Origin of the sequence: Affinundibacterium seohonense (assembly GCF_014284305.1) — a bacterium.
Taxonomy (GTDB): Bacteria; Pseudomonadota; Gammaproteobacteria; order Burkholderiales; family Burkholderiaceae_D; genus Undibacterium; species Undibacterium seohonense.
The window spans coordinates 126338-142677 of sequence record NZ_JACOFW010000005.1 but is presented as its reverse complement, the minus strand read 5'-3'; the positions used below and the strand labels follow the sequence as shown (position 1 = coordinate 142677).

At 46.9% G+C, this 16340-nt stretch carries 13 protein-coding genes; 7 read left to right on the top strand and 6 right to left on the bottom strand.

The window, feature by feature from the left end; genetic code table 11:
* Positions 1 to 11 precede the first annotated feature (11 nt).
* On the bottom strand, positions 12 to 1064 hold the full coding sequence (locus H8K52_RS06620; protein WP_186922099.1) for an aminoglycoside phosphotransferase family protein: 1053 nt from the start codon (positions 1062 to 1064) through the stop codon (positions 12 to 14).
* 347 nt (positions 1065 to 1411) lie between these two features.
* Between H8K52_RS06620 and H8K52_RS06615 the strand changes: the two genes are divergently transcribed.
* The 7 genes from H8K52_RS06615 to H8K52_RS06585 all read left to right on the top strand — a co-directional run bounded on the left by H8K52_RS06615 (position 1412) and on the right by H8K52_RS06585 (position 10958).
* Entirely contained in the window at positions 1412 to 3631 is a 2220-nt protein-coding gene (locus H8K52_RS06615) for an LPS-assembly protein LptD (protein WP_186922098.1), read from the top strand.
* Between the two features lie 90 nt (positions 3632 to 3721).
* The gene (locus H8K52_RS06610; protein ID WP_246464330.1) at positions 3722 to 5170 is read left to right on the top strand and encodes a peptidylprolyl isomerase; all 1449 of its coding nucleotides are present in this window, start codon (positions 3722 to 3724) and stop codon (positions 5168 to 5170) included.
* 21 nt (positions 5171 to 5191) lie between these two features.
* Entirely contained in the window at positions 5192 to 6256 is a 1065-nt protein-coding gene (gene pdxA, locus H8K52_RS06605) for a 4-hydroxythreonine-4-phosphate dehydrogenase PdxA (protein WP_186922097.1), read from the top strand.
* Between the two features lie 55 nt (positions 6257 to 6311).
* The gene (gene rsmA, locus H8K52_RS06600; RefSeq protein ID WP_186922096.1) at positions 6312 to 7085 is read left to right on the top strand and encodes a 16S rRNA (adenine(1518)-N(6)/adenine(1519)-N(6))-dimethyltransferase RsmA; all 774 of its coding nucleotides are present in this window, start codon (positions 6312 to 6314) and stop codon (positions 7083 to 7085) included.
* Between the two features lie 13 nt (positions 7086 to 7098).
* On the top strand, positions 7099 to 8745 hold the full coding sequence (gene pgi / locus H8K52_RS06595) for a glucose-6-phosphate isomerase (protein ID WP_186922095.1): 1647 nt from the start codon (positions 7099 to 7101) through the stop codon (positions 8743 to 8745).
* 336 nt (positions 8746 to 9081) lie between these two features.
* A complete protein-coding gene (locus H8K52_RS06590) occupies positions 9082 to 9474 on the top strand; it encodes an EamA family transporter (RefSeq protein WP_343044142.1) in 393 nt (130 codons plus the stop codon).
* Between the two features lie 38 nt (positions 9475 to 9512).
* Positions 9513 to 10958: a UbiA family prenyltransferase gene (locus tag H8K52_RS06585; RefSeq protein ID WP_186922094.1), complete on the top strand. Its 1446-nt coding sequence runs from the start codon at positions 9513 to 9515 to the stop codon at positions 10956 to 10958.
* A 65-nt stretch (positions 10959 to 11023) separates the two neighbouring features.
* Here H8K52_RS06585 and gloA read toward each other — a convergent pair whose 3' ends face one another.
* The 5 genes from gloA to glyS form a co-directional block, all read right to left on the bottom strand.
* A complete protein-coding gene (gloA, locus tag H8K52_RS06580) occupies positions 11024 to 11422 on the bottom strand; it encodes a lactoylglutathione lyase (RefSeq protein ID WP_186922093.1) in 399 nt (132 codons plus the stop codon).
* Between the two features lie 236 nt (positions 11423 to 11658).
* Entirely contained in the window at positions 11659 to 12564 is a 906-nt protein-coding gene (locus H8K52_RS06575) for a M48 family metallopeptidase (protein WP_186922092.1), read from the bottom strand.
* A gap of 100 nt (positions 12565 to 12664) precedes the next feature.
* On the bottom strand, positions 12665 to 13399 hold the full coding sequence (locus H8K52_RS06570; RefSeq protein ID WP_186922091.1) for a lysophospholipid acyltransferase family protein: 735 nt from the start codon (positions 13397 to 13399) through the stop codon (positions 12665 to 12667).
* Between the two features lie 34 nt (positions 13400 to 13433).
* Complete coding sequence (gene gmhB, locus H8K52_RS06565; protein WP_186922090.1) at positions 13434 to 14003, bottom strand: D-glycero-beta-D-manno-heptose 1,7-bisphosphate 7-phosphatase; 570 nt, start codon at positions 14001 to 14003, stop codon at positions 13434 to 13436.
* A 221-nt stretch (positions 14004 to 14224) separates the two neighbouring features.
* Complete coding sequence (gene glyS, locus H8K52_RS06560) at positions 14225 to 16309, bottom strand: glycine--tRNA ligase subunit beta (protein ID WP_186922089.1); 2085 nt, start codon at positions 16307 to 16309, stop codon at positions 14225 to 14227.
* Positions 16310 to 16340 lie beyond the last annotated feature (31 nt).

Below are 16340 nucleotides of genomic sequence, written 5' to 3'. Positions count from 1 at the left end.
CTGCGATCCTTTTAAAAAGTGTAGCCGAATTGGGGAGCGGTTTCTTCCAACACATCCAATAAGCGCAACAGCGGGATCAGATCTTTATAGCGATGGGAAGTCTTGCGTACATAATCCATCACTGTTGGCATGTCGGCGAGATAATGCTGCTTGCCGTCGCGGTGGGCGAGACGGGCGAAGATGCCGAGTATCTTTAAATGACGTTGCAAGCCCATGAATTCGAAATCACGATAGAAACTATCGATATCGGGTGCGACTGGCAGGCCAGCTTTTTTCGCCTTTTCCCAGTAACGAATCGCCCAATCCAAGACCATTTCTTCATCCCATTGCACATAAGCGTCACGCAATAAAGATACCAAATCATAAGTCAGTGGACCGTACAAAGCCCCTTGAAAATCCAAAATGCCGGGATTGCCTTTGTCCATCAACATCAAATTGCGAGAATGATAGTCGCGATGCACGAAGACTTGTGGCTGCGCCATGATATTCGCCAGCAATGCGTCGAAGACTTTATGTAAATTGGCGTTTTGTTCGTCAGTGAGCGTCACGCCCAAATGCTTATTGATATACCACTCAGGGAATATCATCAATTCGCGTTTGAGAAATTCTCTATCGTATTCGGGCAACACATCAGGCTGGCTTTGGGTTTGCAGCAGTACCAAAGAATCGATCGCATCCATGTACAGTTTGTGTGCAGTGTCGCTGTTGAGCACGTGCGAGTACATGGTGGTGCCGAGATCGGTTAACAGCAAAAATCCTTGCTCGGTATCTTGCGCCAACACTTCTGGCACTGTTAAGTTGATCTGCTTAAACAATTGCGCGACCTGGATGAAAGGTTTGACATCCTCTTGCGGTTGCGGTGCGTCCATCACGATGAAGCTGTACTTTGTGCCTTCGGCTTCGCCGTCGATGCGGAAATAGCGGCGGAAGCTGGCGTCGGCGGAGGCGGGGCGTATGCTGCTTAGATCTAGTTTTGGGCTAGCGATGTTGCTTAGCCAGAGATGTAAGTCTTGCAGGCGCTGTGCGTCTTGCTCTGTTGTGGTGGTTTGAATTGGCAACGTCATTGGTGAGCTCGTATAACAAAAATAATCGGTGGTGTTGAAGAATGCGCTATTTAATCTTTAATAATTAATAACGAATGGAGTTCCTCGCTTGCTAATCTAGTCATGAAAATTCTTTGACCCAGTGTTTCCGCCTATAATAGACGCCTTATTGGCTATCGGATTTATTCGCTTCGCTCGCAGCTCAGTTGGTAATATTGGCAACGGCAAGTCGGCATGGGTATTATCCTTAGTATCTTTAGCGCAATCGCTATGAAACACTTAAATTAATGTCATCAAACAATCATTTCAGGCGTCGTAAAAGCCCTTCAACAAAAGCGCTATTATCGCATTCATCGCCATCGGTCGCTATGTTTCCAGCAAGTCCGGTATTTGCCAAGACGCTTATTACAGGCTGTTTGCTCGCCGCATTTGCACCAGTTCAGGCACAAACGCAATCAGCAAATCCGATTTCTCTTGTAAAAAATTCAGACAGTCTAGTTCTCAAAGTCGATCCGCAATTGACACTTAAACCCGGCACGACCGTCATTCAGGCGGAGCAAGTGAGTGGTCAGCCAGATCGCGTCGTGCATTTGGATCACCAGGTTGAGGTGACTCGTGGTGATTTGAATTTCACTGCCGATAAAGCGACTTATTTGCAAATTGAAGATCAACTAGATGCCAGCGGCAATGTCCAACTTCGACGCAATGGTGATTGTTACAGCGGCGATTTGATGCGCTTTATTTTGGAAACTGGGGTTGGTTATGTTCACAATCCTAGCTATTTTCTAGCCAAAAATAATGGGCAGGGACGCGCCGAAAAAATTGAATTTGAAAGCGAAGAAAAAGCCAAAATCACCAACGGTACTTACAGCACCTGTGATGGCTTATCGCCGGACTGGTATCTCAAGGCGGATACCATGAGTTTGGATACGGGGATCGATACTGGGGTTGCTGGTAAATCGGTCTTGTACTTTAAAGGTGTGCCAATTATGGGCACGCCGTCGTGGTTGAAGTTTAGCTTTCCTTTATCTGGTGCCCGTCACTCAGGCATCTTGCCACCAACGGTTGGGCACTCGAATAAAGGCGGCGTGGAATTTGGCGTGCCGTATTATTTCAATATCGCGCCCAATCGTGATTTGACTTTGCACCCTAAATTCATTGCCCGACGTGGTTTGCAATTGGGTATGGAAGGACGCTATTTAGGTGAAACCTACGCGGGCGAATCTGCGGTCGAAATTATTCGCGATAAATTGACGGAAACGACGCGTTATTTTGGGACCTCGATTCACCGACAAGCGGTAATGCCAAATTTAGTATTGTCATGGAACATGAATAAGGCATCGGATAATGATTATCCTGCTGATTTTTCGAATTCGACCAACAAGACGGCGCAGCGCTTATTAGTGCGTGATATTGGTTTTGATTACTACGGTTCTTTTTGGAATGCCTCATTGCGCTCTACTAGTTTTCAAGTGTTGCAAGATATTACTGCACCGATTACCGCGCCGTATGAGCGATTGCCGCAATTGACTGTCCATGCAGGGCAAAGCGATGTGTGGGGTATGGATTGGTCAATCGATGCTTTGGCAACCCAATTTTGGCACCCAACTTTGACTCGCGGAATCCGGACAGTGGTCAATCCACAATTATCCTATCCGTATATTCAGCCGGGGTTTTTTGTCGTTCCTAAAGTATCTTTACATGCAGCCAGCTATCAAATTGAAGATCCGCTGACCTCCAAAACGAATCGTTTGCAAAGAACCGTTCCCAGCGTTTCTTTAGATAGTGGTTTGATTTTTGAACGTCGTGCTAGTTTGTTGGGAACGAAGATGACGCAAACGCTAGAGCCGCGTTTGTTTTACGTGAATACGCCATATCGTGATCAAAGAGATTTTCCTTTATTTGATACGGCATTGGCTGATTTTAATTTTGCACAAATTTTCAGTGAAAATCGTTTTACCGGACATGATCGCATCGGCGATGCCAATCAGGTCACAACCGCGCTGGTGTCGCGTTTTATTGAGGATAATGGTGCTGAACGATTTAAATTTGCGCTCGGCCAACGATTTTATTTTAATACGCAAAAAGTCAGTCTGGATGGTAAAACCAATCCTAGCCGCTCCGACTTATTATTGGCAGGTAGTGGACAAGTTTCCGATACCTTGAATGTTGAAGCCGCATTACAGGTGAGTCAAAGTGACCGCCAAACCGAGCGTTCGAGTTATGGAATCCGTTGGCAACCCGCACCGAAAAAAATTCTCAACTTGCAATATCAATTTCAACGTGAGGTCTTAAAGCAATTGGAGTTATCCGGTCAATGGCCAGTAGCTCACCGTTGGTATGTGGTTGGTAAAAGCAATTACTCTTTGCAAAATAATAAAATGGTTGAGGGTTTAGCGGGATTTGAATATCGTGCAGATTGCTGGGCTTTGCGTTTTGTGGCACATCGCTTTGCCACCACCAATCTTTCGAATAATTCGGGGTTTTCTATCCAGCTAGAGCTAAATGGCTTAGCGAGAATTGGCTTCGGCTCAAATCCTGTGGAAACTTTGAAAAAGAATATTTCAGGTTATCAGGCCACGAATTAGCGTGTATATTGCAGCTTTCGCCAGAAAACGGCGATAAAAGACGGGGTAACTTAGCAAGCGCCTCATTTTTATTATGAATTTTGGACCACTATGCGACACAATTTGCACATGAATCAATGGAAACGCCCAGCAGCACTCTGTGTATCTGTATGCCTGACGGCTTTGTTCGGGCTCTCTTTTTCTAGCTCTGCTTGGACACAGTCAGCGACCGCTGCCCAAACGCCGGTCAATTCACCGGTGGCACCAATTGAAGACCCTTTGGCAAATAGCGCCAAAGCTGCCCCGAAAAAAGTCTCAAAAGCCAAAATAATTAACGGTATCGCGGTTGTCGTCAATGATGAAGTGATCACCAAAATGGAGGTAGAAGATCGTATCACTTCCATTGAGCGTAGTTTGAAAGCACAAGGCACACAATTGCCAGCGCGTGCAGATCTGGAAAAACAGGTTTTGGAGCGTATGATTATCGATCTTTTGCAAGTGCAATTGGCGAAAGAGCAGGGGATGCGGATTGACGACCTGATGCTTGATCGTGCTTTGCAAAGAATGGCGGAACAAAACAAGACCACCATGCAAGACATGCGCAATCAGATTGAAAAAGACGGCACGTCTTTTGCTGCCTTCCGTGAAGAAATTCGCAATGACATCATGATGCAACGCATACGTGAGCGTGAAGTGGAAAGCAAGTTGCAGGTATCCGAACTCGAAGTCGATAACTTTTTAGCGGCAGAAGCAGTCGCACCAAGCAAAAATCAGGAAATTAATCTGGGGCACATCATGGTGCGTATTCCAGAGAATGCAACCCCAGAAATCATTGCGCAACGAAATGCACGGATGCAAGAAGTGTATAAGAAACTGCGTATCGGCGATGATTTTGCCAAATTGGCCGCAACATATTCCGATTCGAATGAAGCCTTAAAAGGTGGCGAGGTCGGCTGGCGTGAACAAGATAAAATCCCACCGGTATTTATCGAGGCTGTGAATAAAATTAGTTTCGTCGGTGGTTTTTCTGAAATCGTGCGCAGCCCAAATGGTTTTCACGTTTTTAAATTGTTGGGCAAGCGTGATATCGCTCCAGTGGCAGCAACAGGAACGGTACAAGAATCCAATGTACGTCACATCTTGATGCGTCCTACACCGCTCTTAACTGCGGCGCAAATTAAAAATACCTTGGCAGAACTCAAGCAAAAAATCGTCAACAAAACCGCGACCTTTGAGGAATTAGCTAAAGCCAATTCCGTTGATACGTCTGCAGCTAAAGGCGGTGACTTAGGTTGGGTGCATCCAGGTGACACCTTCCCTGATTTTGAAGCAGCAATGAATAAATTGGCGATCAATGAGGTCAGTGATCCTATCGAAACGCAAATGGGTTTTCATATTTTGCAGGTCTTGGAACGTAAGGTCAGTGATGACTCTAAAGAGCGTAAGCGCGTTGCAGCGCGTCAATCCGTGCGCGCACGTAAATCCGAAGACGCTTTGCAAGACTGGTTGCGTCAATTGCGCGACCGTGCCTATGTTGAGTTTCGCAACGAACAGAAATAATCAGAGTCATCATCAAACATAATGGGATCGCGTCTACCTGTCATTGCAATTACGGTTGGTGAGCCAGCCGGCATCGGTCCAGAAATATCCTTGCTGGCGGCTTGGGAATTGCGTGCGCAGGTGCGGCCCATATTGATTGGTGACGCCGCTTATCTGGCGATGTTGGCGCATGATTTGGATAAAAATATTCGACTCATGGGCATCTCGCAGGAGGCGCTACGCAATAACGGTTTGCCCGGTTGTGGTAAAGATCAAATCACCGTTATCGACAGTCCACTCTCTGCGCATGTCGTCGCAGGTCAACTGGATCCACGGAACGGTCGCTCAGTGTTAGCGACTTTGGATTTAGCCATCGAATGCATACAGCAAGGCTGGTGTGATGCCATGGTTACCGCGCCGCTGCAAAAAAGTACGATCAATGATGCTGGCGTTGCATTTACCGGACACACTGAATACTTGGCACAACAAACCCATACGCCGCAAGTTGTCATGATGTTGGCGTGTGAAGCCTCGGCCCATTTGCCGCAGCCTTTGCGTGTTGCATTAGCCACTACGCATTTGCCCTTGCGTGAAGTTCCTGATGCGATCAAATTTGATGACCTGCTACGCAGCTTGCAGATTATTCACCGCGATTTGCAAGACAAATTTGGTATTGCCAAGCCCAAGATTTATGTCACTGGTTTGAACCCACATGCGGGTGAAAATGGTTACCTTGGACAGGAAGAAATTGACGTGATTAATCCTGTGATTTTACATGCACGTAATTTAGGGATGGATGTCCATGGTGCATTTCCCGCCGATACATTGTTTCAACAAAAGTATCTGAAAGACGCCGATTGCGTGCTAGCGATGTATCACGATCAAGGTTTGTCAGTGTTAAAGCATGCGAGTTTTGGTTTGGGTGTGAATATCACTTTGGGTTTGCCACTGATACGCACCTCGGTCGATCACGGTACCGCTTTAGATTTAGCAAAATTAGGCACAGGTTTAGCCGATGCAGGCAGTATGAAAGTCGCGATTCGTATTGCGGCAGAAATGGTGGCACGCCAGCATGCCAACTCCAATCCGGCGAATAGCCATCACTAAGTTATCCTCGCGTGTGAATGACATCGCTACGCCATAACGAAACAATACAAATAATATGAAACACATCGCCCGTAAACGCTTTGGTCAAAACTTCCTCACTGATCAGCAGGTCTTGAGTGACATTATTAGCGTCATTAGTCCCAAACCTGGTGAGAGCATGGTGGAGATTGGCCCGGGTCTGGCAGCGATGACACGTCTGTTGCTAGAAGGTTTGGATCAACTGCACGTGGTCGAACTCGATCGTGATTTAGTCGCACGTTTGAAGAAAAGTTTTGATCAAACTAAATTGATCATTCATGAAGGTGATGCCTTGCAATTTGATTTTGCATCGATCCCGGTGAACGAAGGCAAGAAGCTGCGCATCGTTGGCAATCTCCCATACAATATTTCTAGCCCCTTGCTATTTCATCTTGCCGAGTACGCCGAGCAAGTGGAAGACCAACACTTTATGCTGCAAAAAGAAGTCGTTGAGCGCATGGTGGCAGAGCCGGGTGGTAAAGAGTACGGTCGTTTATCGGTAATGCTGCAATGGCGCTATCACATGGAACTGCTCTTCATCGTCCCACCGACGGCGTTTGATCCGCCACCGCGCGTCGATTCTGCGATTGTGCGGATGATTCCCAAAAAAGAAAAACTGCCGTGCAAATTACAGAACTTGGAACAAGTCGTGACCAAGTCGTTTTCGCAACGTCGTAAGACCATACGCAATTGTGTCGCCGGTCTATTCACCGAGCAGCAATTGATGGAGGTCGGGATCGATCCGCAACTGCGTGCGGAAGCGATCCCATTAGAGCAATACGTTGCGCTTGCTAATCTTTTGCCTGCATAGACTGAACATAACAATGAATCTCACCAATACTCCTGAATGGCAAGCTTTATTGGTTCACAAAGCGCGCCTGCAAGATCAACATCTGCGCGATTTGTTTGCCGAAGACGAGGAACGGTTTAAGCATTTTTCCTTGGAACTTGATGGTTTATTGGTCGATTATTCCAAGCAGAGAATTGATGCCGCAGCTTTGAAAGACTTATTGGCATTGGCCGAACATTCCGAAGTCGCTGCATGGCGTGATCGTATGTTCGCTGGTGAAAAAATTAATTTCAGCGAAAACCGCGCGGTTTTACACACGGCTTTGCGTCATACCGATTTCACACCATTTCCCAATGCCGAAAATGATGTGATGCCTGAAGTCCATGCGGTGCGCAAACAAATGCGCGATATCGTTGAGCGCGTACGTAGTGGTTTGTGGCGCGGTTTCAAAGGTGACGCGATACAAACGATCGTGAATATTGGGATCGGCGGTTCAGATTTAGGGCCTAAGCTGGCAACCCGCGCGCTCTCTGCCTTACAACATCCGGGATTGAATTTCTATTACGTATCGAATCTCGATAGCGCACATTTAGCGCCGTTACTTGAGAAGCTCGACCCGCATACGACATTGTTCATCGTCGCTTCGAAAACCTTCACCACCCAAGAAACCAGTATCAATGCGCATACCGCGCGCACTTGGTTGTTGGCATCCGCGATGGAAGAGTGGGCCATCGCCAAGCATTTTATTGCGGTCACTTCCAATCCAAGTAAAGCACAAGAATTTGGCATTCCAGAATCGAATATCTTGCAGATTTGGGATTGGGTAGGCGGTCGTTATTCCTTGTGGTCAGCGGTCGGCTTGTCGGTTGCATTGGCGATCGGCATGCGTGGGTTTGAGCGCTTGTTAGAGGGCGCTGAAACCATGGATAAACATTTTTGCAGCGCACCGCTAGAGAAAAATTTGCCCGTCTTATTGGCTTTGATTTCTATTTGGAACACGAATTTTCTTGGTGCCGAAACCACCGCAGTTTTGCCCTACAACGAATCCATGCGTCATTTGCCAGGATTCTTGCAACAGCTAGAAATGGAATCGAACGGCAAGACAGTCGGGCGCGATGGCGCAGCTCTAAATTGCCGTGCAAATCCTATCGTTTGGGGTGAAATTGGCGTCAATGGCCAACATGCATTTTTCCAATTACTGCATCAGGGCGGTTGGCTAATTCCTTGTGATTTTGTGGTGGCTGCGAGCAGTGATTACCCATTGCCCGGACACCAAGCGCCGTTGTTGGCGAATTGTTTGGCGCAAAGTTCGGCCTTAGCATTTGGAAAAACTGAGCAACAAGCACGCATAGAGTTAGCGGCGACCGGTTTGACGGACGTAGCGATTGCGAAGTTATTACCGCATAAAGTCTTTGCTGGCAATCAACCATCGACGACGATCCTAATGCCGAGTCTCGATCCCTTCCAACTCGGTATGTTATTAGCTCTGTACGAGCACAAAGTCTTCGTGCAAGGTGTGGTGTGGGGACTGAATTCGTTTGATCAATGGGGCGTGGAACTGGGTAAGCAATTAGCCAATAGTCTATTGCCAGCCTTGGAAGGGAATCAAACTTACGACGCGCAACTTGATGATTCCACGCGGGGGTTGATCGCATATTTCCGGCGTTATGGGAATAACTAAACCCTTTATTGACTTAACTTGACTCGCCTTTGATGGATGGTTGGAGGGACGTCAAATGTCAAATCGATCCTGTCGCCAACTAAGTGTAATTTACACGCGATGATCAATTCAACTATATGGATTGTCACATTAAGACAGTATCATGCTGGCAATGCTGTTCAGTTAAGCTCAAAATATCGAGGCGTCATCGCTGCGAAGGCAGGGATCCAGTGTCTTTAGGCTTTTACGTCGCTGTATTCCCGCCTTCGTGGGAATGACGGTACGTGGAATTAGGCTTAACGGAACAGCATTAGTATCATGCTGGTTTCTTTCTTTTATTCATCCTAGGTGATTGCAGTGCTCAGTTCCCAATTTCAGATTTATTTTCTCATTTTGTTTAGTGTTTCCTCGTCTGCAGTGGCGCAACTATTGCTCAAAATAGGCATGTCTCAGCCCAGTATGCAAAACAGGGCGGCCGACGCCAATTGGCTCACATCGATACTCGCCCTGATGCAAAATTACTGGGTAGTGGGTGGACTCGGTCTCTATTTTTTTGGTGCTTTGGTTTGGCTCAAAGTCTTAGCGAAAGTCGAGTTGAGTTTTGCTTATCCTTTCGTAGGTCTAGGATTCATTTTGACCATGGTGTTTGGTAAATTATTTCTCGGCGATGCGATTACTTTGCAGCGCTTTCTTGGTACCTGTCTGGTGATCTCTGGCGTGTTGTTAATCGCGATTGATAGCAAAGCGTAGTGGTGTTTTTTCTCGCAATTTAGTTTCTCTTTTTCATAATGACTATTCATACCTCGCCTAATTTATCTACCGAAGTCCCATTAGTAGTCGATCTTGATGGCACTTTGATTCGCAGTGACATGCTACTTGAATCCGCGATTCGATTGGTTCGTCGTAATCCCTTGTATGTGTTTCTGATTTTTCTCTGGTTATGCCAAGGTAAGCGCCAATTGAAGACGCAAATTGCCCAGCGTGTAGAGATCCCTTGTGCCTTGTTGCCCTACCATCTGGAGTTTCTTAGTTATTTACAGGAACAGTTTCGCGCTCATAGAAAGTTGGTGTTGGCAACCGCCACTGACATGCGTTATGCACAGCAAATTGCCGCACATTTGGGTATTTTTTCTGATGTTTGGGGTACAACCGCTGAGCGTAATTTAGCCGGAGAAGAAAAGGCCAAAGTCTTGCTGCAAGCCTATGGTGAAAAAGGGTTTGACTATGCAGGCAATGCGACACCAGATTTGAAAATTTGGCAGCATGCGAGACGGGCCATTGTGGTGAACGCCTCAGCAGGACTTGAACAAAAAGCCAGATCAATTGCGGAGATCAGCCATGTATTTTCGTCGCCGAAGAATGTCGTCAAGTCAGTTCTCAAAGCAATTCGTGTCTATCAATGGGTTAAGAATTTGCTGATTTTTGTGCCGCTATTTGTCGCCCACCAGTGGTATCAAACGACAGCGATCTATTTTTCCGCAATGGCTTTTGTGGCCTTTTCATTGTGCGCTTCGGCAATTTACTTGATTAATGATTTGCTTGATTTGGACTCTGATCGCGCCCATAAGAGTAAGCGAAATCGTCCAATTGCCAGCGGCAATTTATCGATACTTACAGCGGTCTTTCTAGTCTTTGTGTTATTGCTGGTAGGGTTGTTAGTAGCTCAGTTAGTCTCAAATGAATTTTGCTTAATTCTTGGTACTTACCTGATTTTGACTAGTGCTTATTCTTTTTATTTGAAGCGCATCGTCTTAATGGATGTCTTGTTATTGGCTTTCCTGTACACCATTCGCGTGATCGCCGGTGCTATCGCGATTCAAGTAGAGCCATCCTTTTGGCTATTGGCTTTTTCTATGTTGATCTTTACCAGCTTAGCGTTGATTAAGCGTTGTGCTGAATTGAAATCCTTAAAATCACAAGAAAAGCATGCGGCACACGGGCGTGATTATGTTGTTAGTGATATTCCGCAGCTCACTAGTTTGGGGACTGCAGCGGGATATGGTGCGGTGGTGATTCTAGCTTTGTATATCAACAGCCCCGATGTCGCGCGACACTACCAGCACCCTAAATTTTTATGGTTACTGTGCCCATTATGTTTGTATTGGATAGGTCGAATGTGGATTACGACTGGCCGTGGGCTGATGCATGACGATCCTATCGTTTATGCAGCCAAAGACAAAGTGAGTTTGGTGATTGGCGCTTTAGGCGTGGCGATGGTGTTATTCGCTTTGTGATGAGGTAGAGATTCACGATTGAAATACGCCACCATCGTTGTTGATGCGACGGTGGCGTATTTGGTTCAGAGTTTGACTTCGCTTAGTCGTTCAATTAATTCGATTTTGTAGCCATCTGGATCTTGTACAAAGGCGATCACGGTGCTACCACCTTTGACAGGCCCAGCTTCGCGCGTGACGTTCCCACCACGCGCTTTGACCGCAGCACAAGCCGCTGCGGCATCTGGCACAGCAATTGCAATGTGTCCATAGGCGGTGCCCATCTCATAAGATTCAACGCCATAGTTATAGGTCAATTCTAATTCCGCATGCTCGGGATTGCTGCCAAATCCTAAGAATGCAAGTGTGTATTGATACTCTGGATTGTCAGAAGTTCGCAATAATTTCATACCTAAAATTTCGGTATAAAAATCAATTGAGCGTTGCAGATTGCCGACGCGTAGCATGGTGTGGAGTAGGCGCATGGTGAGTTTACCGTTAAAGTGAAAACGCTATTGTAACGCTGAGTTTGATGAAACGTTTTTGGACGCTCATTTCATAAAAATCCAATTACCTTGTCGAATATCTTGCGGACGCCAATTCATGCTTCGTCAGATCCAGTGTAAGAAGAGGATACACTTGATGTCAGAGCGATTTCTGCGATGTCCATCATAGAGAGTCGTGTAGAGGGCCAGTGTGTTTGGCCATGAAAGTGGCGTACTTAAAAGACAGGTAAATCAGCGCTCGCATGTTGACGCAATTTGCGTTTGGCGTGTTCATATTCAGGATAGATAGATTCCACAGTCGCCCAGAATTTAGCGCTGTGATTCATTTCGCGCAAATGCGATAGTTCGTGCGCAACTACGTAATCTATTATGTCAGGAGTGAAGTGAATGAGTCGCCAGTTTAAACGTATCTTTCCTTGTGATGTGCACGAACCCCAACGTGTCCCTGCCGATGACAAACTCATGGAGTGATAACTGACACCTAAGCGCTGCGCAAACACAGGCATGCGTTGATTGAAGATGTACTTCGCTTCTTGCTGCAACCAATGTTTTATCCGGTCTTTTAGCTGTTGCTCTTGAAAATCAGGCGGTAGAGTGATGTGTAAGATGTCTAGCTCATCGTCGTGCTTAATCGATACGCGAGCTTGATGCGTGATACGTAACGTCAGTTGCTTTCCCAGAAAGGGTAAACGTGCACCATCTTCCCACCGCATCGTGCTTAGTCTGCGCTTGTTTGTCTGCTCGCGTTTTTCACGTAGCTTACTGATTATCCAGTGCTGTTTTTCGTGAATCGCATTTTCAATATCCTTTAATGTGACCCAACGTGGCGCGGTAATGCGCAAGCCATCATCAGCAATTAAAAAGCCTATGCTGCGACGCTTCGAACGGCGTAACTCGTATTCGAGCACTTGATCTTGAATCAGGATTTGACGCTTGCGTGCTTGTGCAGTGCTGTCGGTGGCGTCGTTAGATGCATTTGGTGAGACAGCGTGATTGTCAATGATCACGTCATTGCTACCAAACAAATCGTTAAAGAAATCCAATTGCAGAGCACGTTGCAGACCTTCGATGAAGGAAGACTTGGTGGGTTTTGCTGCTTTAGGAAGAAGTGCGGCGGGCATAAGGATCTCTCAAAACGATCAAACTGTCGCGCCCTGAACCTTGAGTAATCAGGAGTTCAGAACGCGCGTTAAGAGTGTAGCACGGCTTTGATTTTGCGATTTATTTGTAGACTTGTGGCGAGATGACGCGCATTTCGGCCTCTATCCATTCTTCGACCTTGGCCATTAATTCCGTCGCATTCATGTTGCCAGGCGCAATGGGCTTGCCCACCGACACGGTGATAACGCCAGGTCGTTTAATGAAGGAATTTTTGGGCCAGCATTCGCCAGAGTTTAAGGCGATAGGAATTACTGGTGTGTTGGTTTCAATGGCCAGACGAGTACCACCACCTTTGTAATTACCTTTTTGACCAACTGGAATACGTGTGCCTTCTGGGAACATGATTACCCATTGACCATCAGCGAGGCGTTTGCGACCAATGGTCACGACTTGTGCGAAGGCGTCTTTGCCTTTGCTACGATCAATAGGAATCATTTTCATCAAAGAAATTGCCCAGCCAAAGAAGGGGATGTAAGTAATGGATTTTTTAAAGACAAACACCAGCGGACGTGGCGTCGACATTAATAGGAAAATCGTTTCCCAAGCGGATTGATGTTTGGATAAAACGATGACCGGACCATCTGGAAAATTCTCATATCCACGGGTTTGATAGCGTATGCCGCAGATGACTTTGGCCGCCCAGATGATGAACACGTTCCAGCGTGCTGTTGCCCAATAACGCTGGTTGTAGGGAAGTGGTGCGAACAAGAAACAAATAGGCGCCCAGATCACAGTGGCGAGGATCATCACTACCGCAAAAATCAAAGAACGGATAAAACAAAAAGCTGAAAACATTGCATGTCCTGAATCAAAATTTCAATAAATTACTTTAATCGATATTGTCGGTCTGTGCGTTAAGTAACGCATCCACCATCGTCGCCAAATCAGAATGGATTTGCGTCCCCGGTGGCAGCCCGCCTTTATCCATGGTGCCCTGGCCTTTACCGGATAATACTAAATTTGGGATGCAGCCAAGTACAAATCCCGACTGCAAATCACGCAGTGAATCTCCGACACAATGCACACCTTTGAGGGAAACATTGTAGCGCTTGGCGATCTCTTGCAGCATGCCAGGCTTAGGTTTGCGGCAATCACAATTATCATCCGCGCTATGCGGGCAAAAAAACACTGCATCGATCATGCCGCCCACTTGCTCAACTGTTGCATGCATTTTTTGGTGAATGGCATTCAAAGTCGTCATCGGAAACAACTTGCGCGCAACGCCCGATTGATTGGTCGCCACCACCACCGTATAACCAGCCTGATTCAAACGGGCAATGGCCTGTGCCGAACCTGGAATGACATGCCATTCATCAGGTGATTTGATGAAGGCGTCAGAGTCATGATTGATGACGCCGTCGCGGTCGAGGATGATGAGTTTGGTGGTGGGGGTCATCATAGCTTTCGTAAATTTTTCAACGCGGTTCGTAATATGTTTGGTTTTAAACTCCCTTCTCCCGCAAGCGGGAGAAGGGCGGGGATGAGGGCGGTTCAGATTCATCAATACATTTGAGAAATTTTGAACAATCAGTTTTTACGACTTAGATTCTGAAATATCTTTATCGCTGCTGAACCACCCTAACCCTCTCCCGCATGCGGGAGAGGGGATATCAAGCTGATTTACGCCGCCAACTTAGAAATATCCGCCACTTGATTCAACATGCCGTGCAATGACGCCAACAAGGCTAAACGATTATTACGTAAAGCCAGATCTTCAGCATTCACCATCACATCATTAAAGAAGCTATCCACGCCTTCACGCAAGGCAGCCAGCGTTTTTAATGCGCTGGTAAAGTCGCCAGCAGCATACGCCGCATCAACGCCAGGTTTGACATCGCCCATGGCTTTGTACAGCGCTTGTTCCGCAGCTTCTTGCAACAGAGCGGGATTGATGGCGCCCAGTGTGCCTTCGGCTTTTTTTAGAATATTCGTGATGCGCTTGTTCGCCGCAGCTAATGAAGCAGATTCTGGCAGTGCGGCAAAACTCTGTACCGCTTGCAGACGTTCTACGATGTTATCCAAAGTATCTGGATTTTGTGCCACGACTGCTTCGACTTCGTTTTGTGAGAAACCACGTTCACGTAATTGACCACGCAGACGGTCGTAGAGGAAAGTCAGCACATCAGCGCTTGGGTCTTTGAAATTCGCATTGCCCGCGAATAGATTTGCTGCTGCAGCGATCAGTGCTTGTAAAGAAATTGTCAGGCGTTTTTCTACCAACATGCGCAAAATGCCGAGTGCATGACGACGTAATGCGAACGGGTCTTTGTCGCCAGTTGGTTGCAAGCCTATGCCCCAGATGCCGACTAAGGTTTCAAGCTTGTCAGCCAACGCAACGGCAGTACCAGTTGCGGTCGCTGGCAGAGCATCCCCGGCAAAACGAGGCTGATAATGCTCAGAAGCAGCAGCGGCAACATCTGCATGTTCGCCATCATGTTTAGCGTAGTAAGTGCCCATGATACCTTGCAGCTCTGGGAATTCGCCGACCATATCGGTTAGCAAATCCGCTTTTGCTAACATTGCACCGCGCTCTGCTAAAGCAACGTCAGCACCGAGTAATTGCGCGATATGACCTGCCAGTGTTTTTACGCGTTGAGTACGTTCCGCCTGGCTTCCGAGTTTATTGTGATAAACCACATTCGCCAGTTGCGGCAAACGATCTGCCAAAGTTTTTTTCTTGTCTTGTTCAAAGAAAAATTTTGCATCCGACAAACGAGGGCGTACCACGCGTTCATTGCCTTGAATGATGTGTTCTGGCGTATCCGTTGCTAAGTTAGAGACGATCAAAAAGCGTGAACGCAATTTACCGGCAGCGTCGGTGACGGCAAAATATTTTTGATTGGTTTGCATGGTCAGAATTAGACATTCTTGTGGCACTGCTAAGAATTCTTCTTCGAAATGGCATTCGTAGACGACAGGCCATTCAACCAAAGCCGCAACTTCATCGAGCAAAGATTCTGGCATCAGAACTTGATCGCCATTCGCTTTTGCTTGTAATGCAGAACGAATTTTTTCTTTACGTTCGCTCACGTTAGCAATCACCTTGCCTTGCTCAGCTAAGTTTTGGCTATAGTTGTCGGCGTGAGCAATGGAGACTTCGCCAGCAGATAAGAAACGATGACCGAGTGTGATGCGACCAGCAGTTAAACCCAATGCGGCTAAAGGCAAAATGTCTGCGCCGTGTAAAGCGATGATGCTGTGTACTGGGCGTACAAAATGCACGGTTTCACCATCAGGACGTTGATAGCTCATGACTTTAGGAATCGGTAGTTTGCTAATCGATTCTTCGAGCGCCAGTTGCAAGCTGCCAACCAAGGCAGTGCCAGGTGCGGTGTAGCTGTAGAAAAAACTTTCCGCTTTGCCATCCACTGCGCGTTCCAAATCTGCCACTTGCAAATTTGGGAAGCCGAGCGCCGCGAGTTTTTTTGCCAATGGTGGTGTGGCGTTGCCATTGGCATCCAAAGCAACCGATACCGGTAAAACTTTTTCGCGCATTTGTTTGTCGGGAGAAGTCGCGCGTACTTTCGTAATGCTGACCGCCAAACGACGCGGTGAAGCAAAGCTAGTAGCGACAGAATCTGCTTCCAAAAAGTCACGTGACTTTAAGCCATTGACGATGCCTGCAGCAAAGGCGTCACCGAGTTTGGCGAGTGCTTTTGGTGGTAATTCTTCTGTAAATAACTCTAGTAAAAGTGTTTGATTCATTTCGATCTCGATCCTGTTCTTTTATTCTGAC

Bases quoted from the DNA above. Each gene is read 5' to 3' on its own strand.
- pdxA (WP_186922097.1), top strand. From the start codon at position 5,192: ATGGGATCGCGTCTACCTGTCATTGCAATTACGGTTGGTGAGCCAGCC.
- H8K52_RS06610 (WP_246464330.1), top strand. From the start codon at position 3,722: ATGCGACACAATTTGCACATGAATCAATGGAAACGCCCAGCAGCACTC.
- gmhB (WP_186922090.1), bottom strand. From the start codon at position 14,003: ATGATGACCCCCACCACCAAACTCATCATCCTCGACCGCGACGGCGTC.
- rsmA (WP_186922096.1), top strand. From the start codon at position 6,312: ATGAAACACATCGCCCGTAAACGCTTTGGTCAAAACTTCCTCACTGAT.
- gloA (WP_186922093.1), bottom strand. From the start codon at position 11,422: ATGCGCCTACTCCACACCATGCTACGCGTCGGCAATCTGCAACGCTCA.
- H8K52_RS06575 (WP_186922092.1), bottom strand. From the start codon at position 12,564: ATGCCCGCCGCACTTCTTCCTAAAGCAGCAAAACCCACCAAGTCTTCC.
- glyS (WP_186922089.1), bottom strand. From the start codon at position 16,309: ATGAATCAAACACTTTTACTAGAGTTATTTACAGAAGAATTACCACCA.
- H8K52_RS06570 (WP_186922091.1), bottom strand. From the start codon at position 13,399: ATGTTTTCAGCTTTTTGTTTTATCCGTTCTTTGATTTTTGCGGTAGTG.
- pgi (WP_186922095.1), top strand. From the start codon at position 7,099: ATGAATCTCACCAATACTCCTGAATGGCAAGCTTTATTGGTTCACAAA.
- H8K52_RS06620 (WP_186922099.1), bottom strand. From the start codon at position 1,064: ATGACGTTGCCAATTCAAACCACCACAACAGAGCAAGACGCACAGCGC.
- H8K52_RS06585 (WP_186922094.1), top strand. From the start codon at position 9,513: ATGACTATTCATACCTCGCCTAATTTATCTACCGAAGTCCCATTAGTA.
- H8K52_RS06615 (WP_186922098.1), top strand. From the start codon at position 1,412: ATGTTTCCAGCAAGTCCGGTATTTGCCAAGACGCTTATTACAGGCTGT.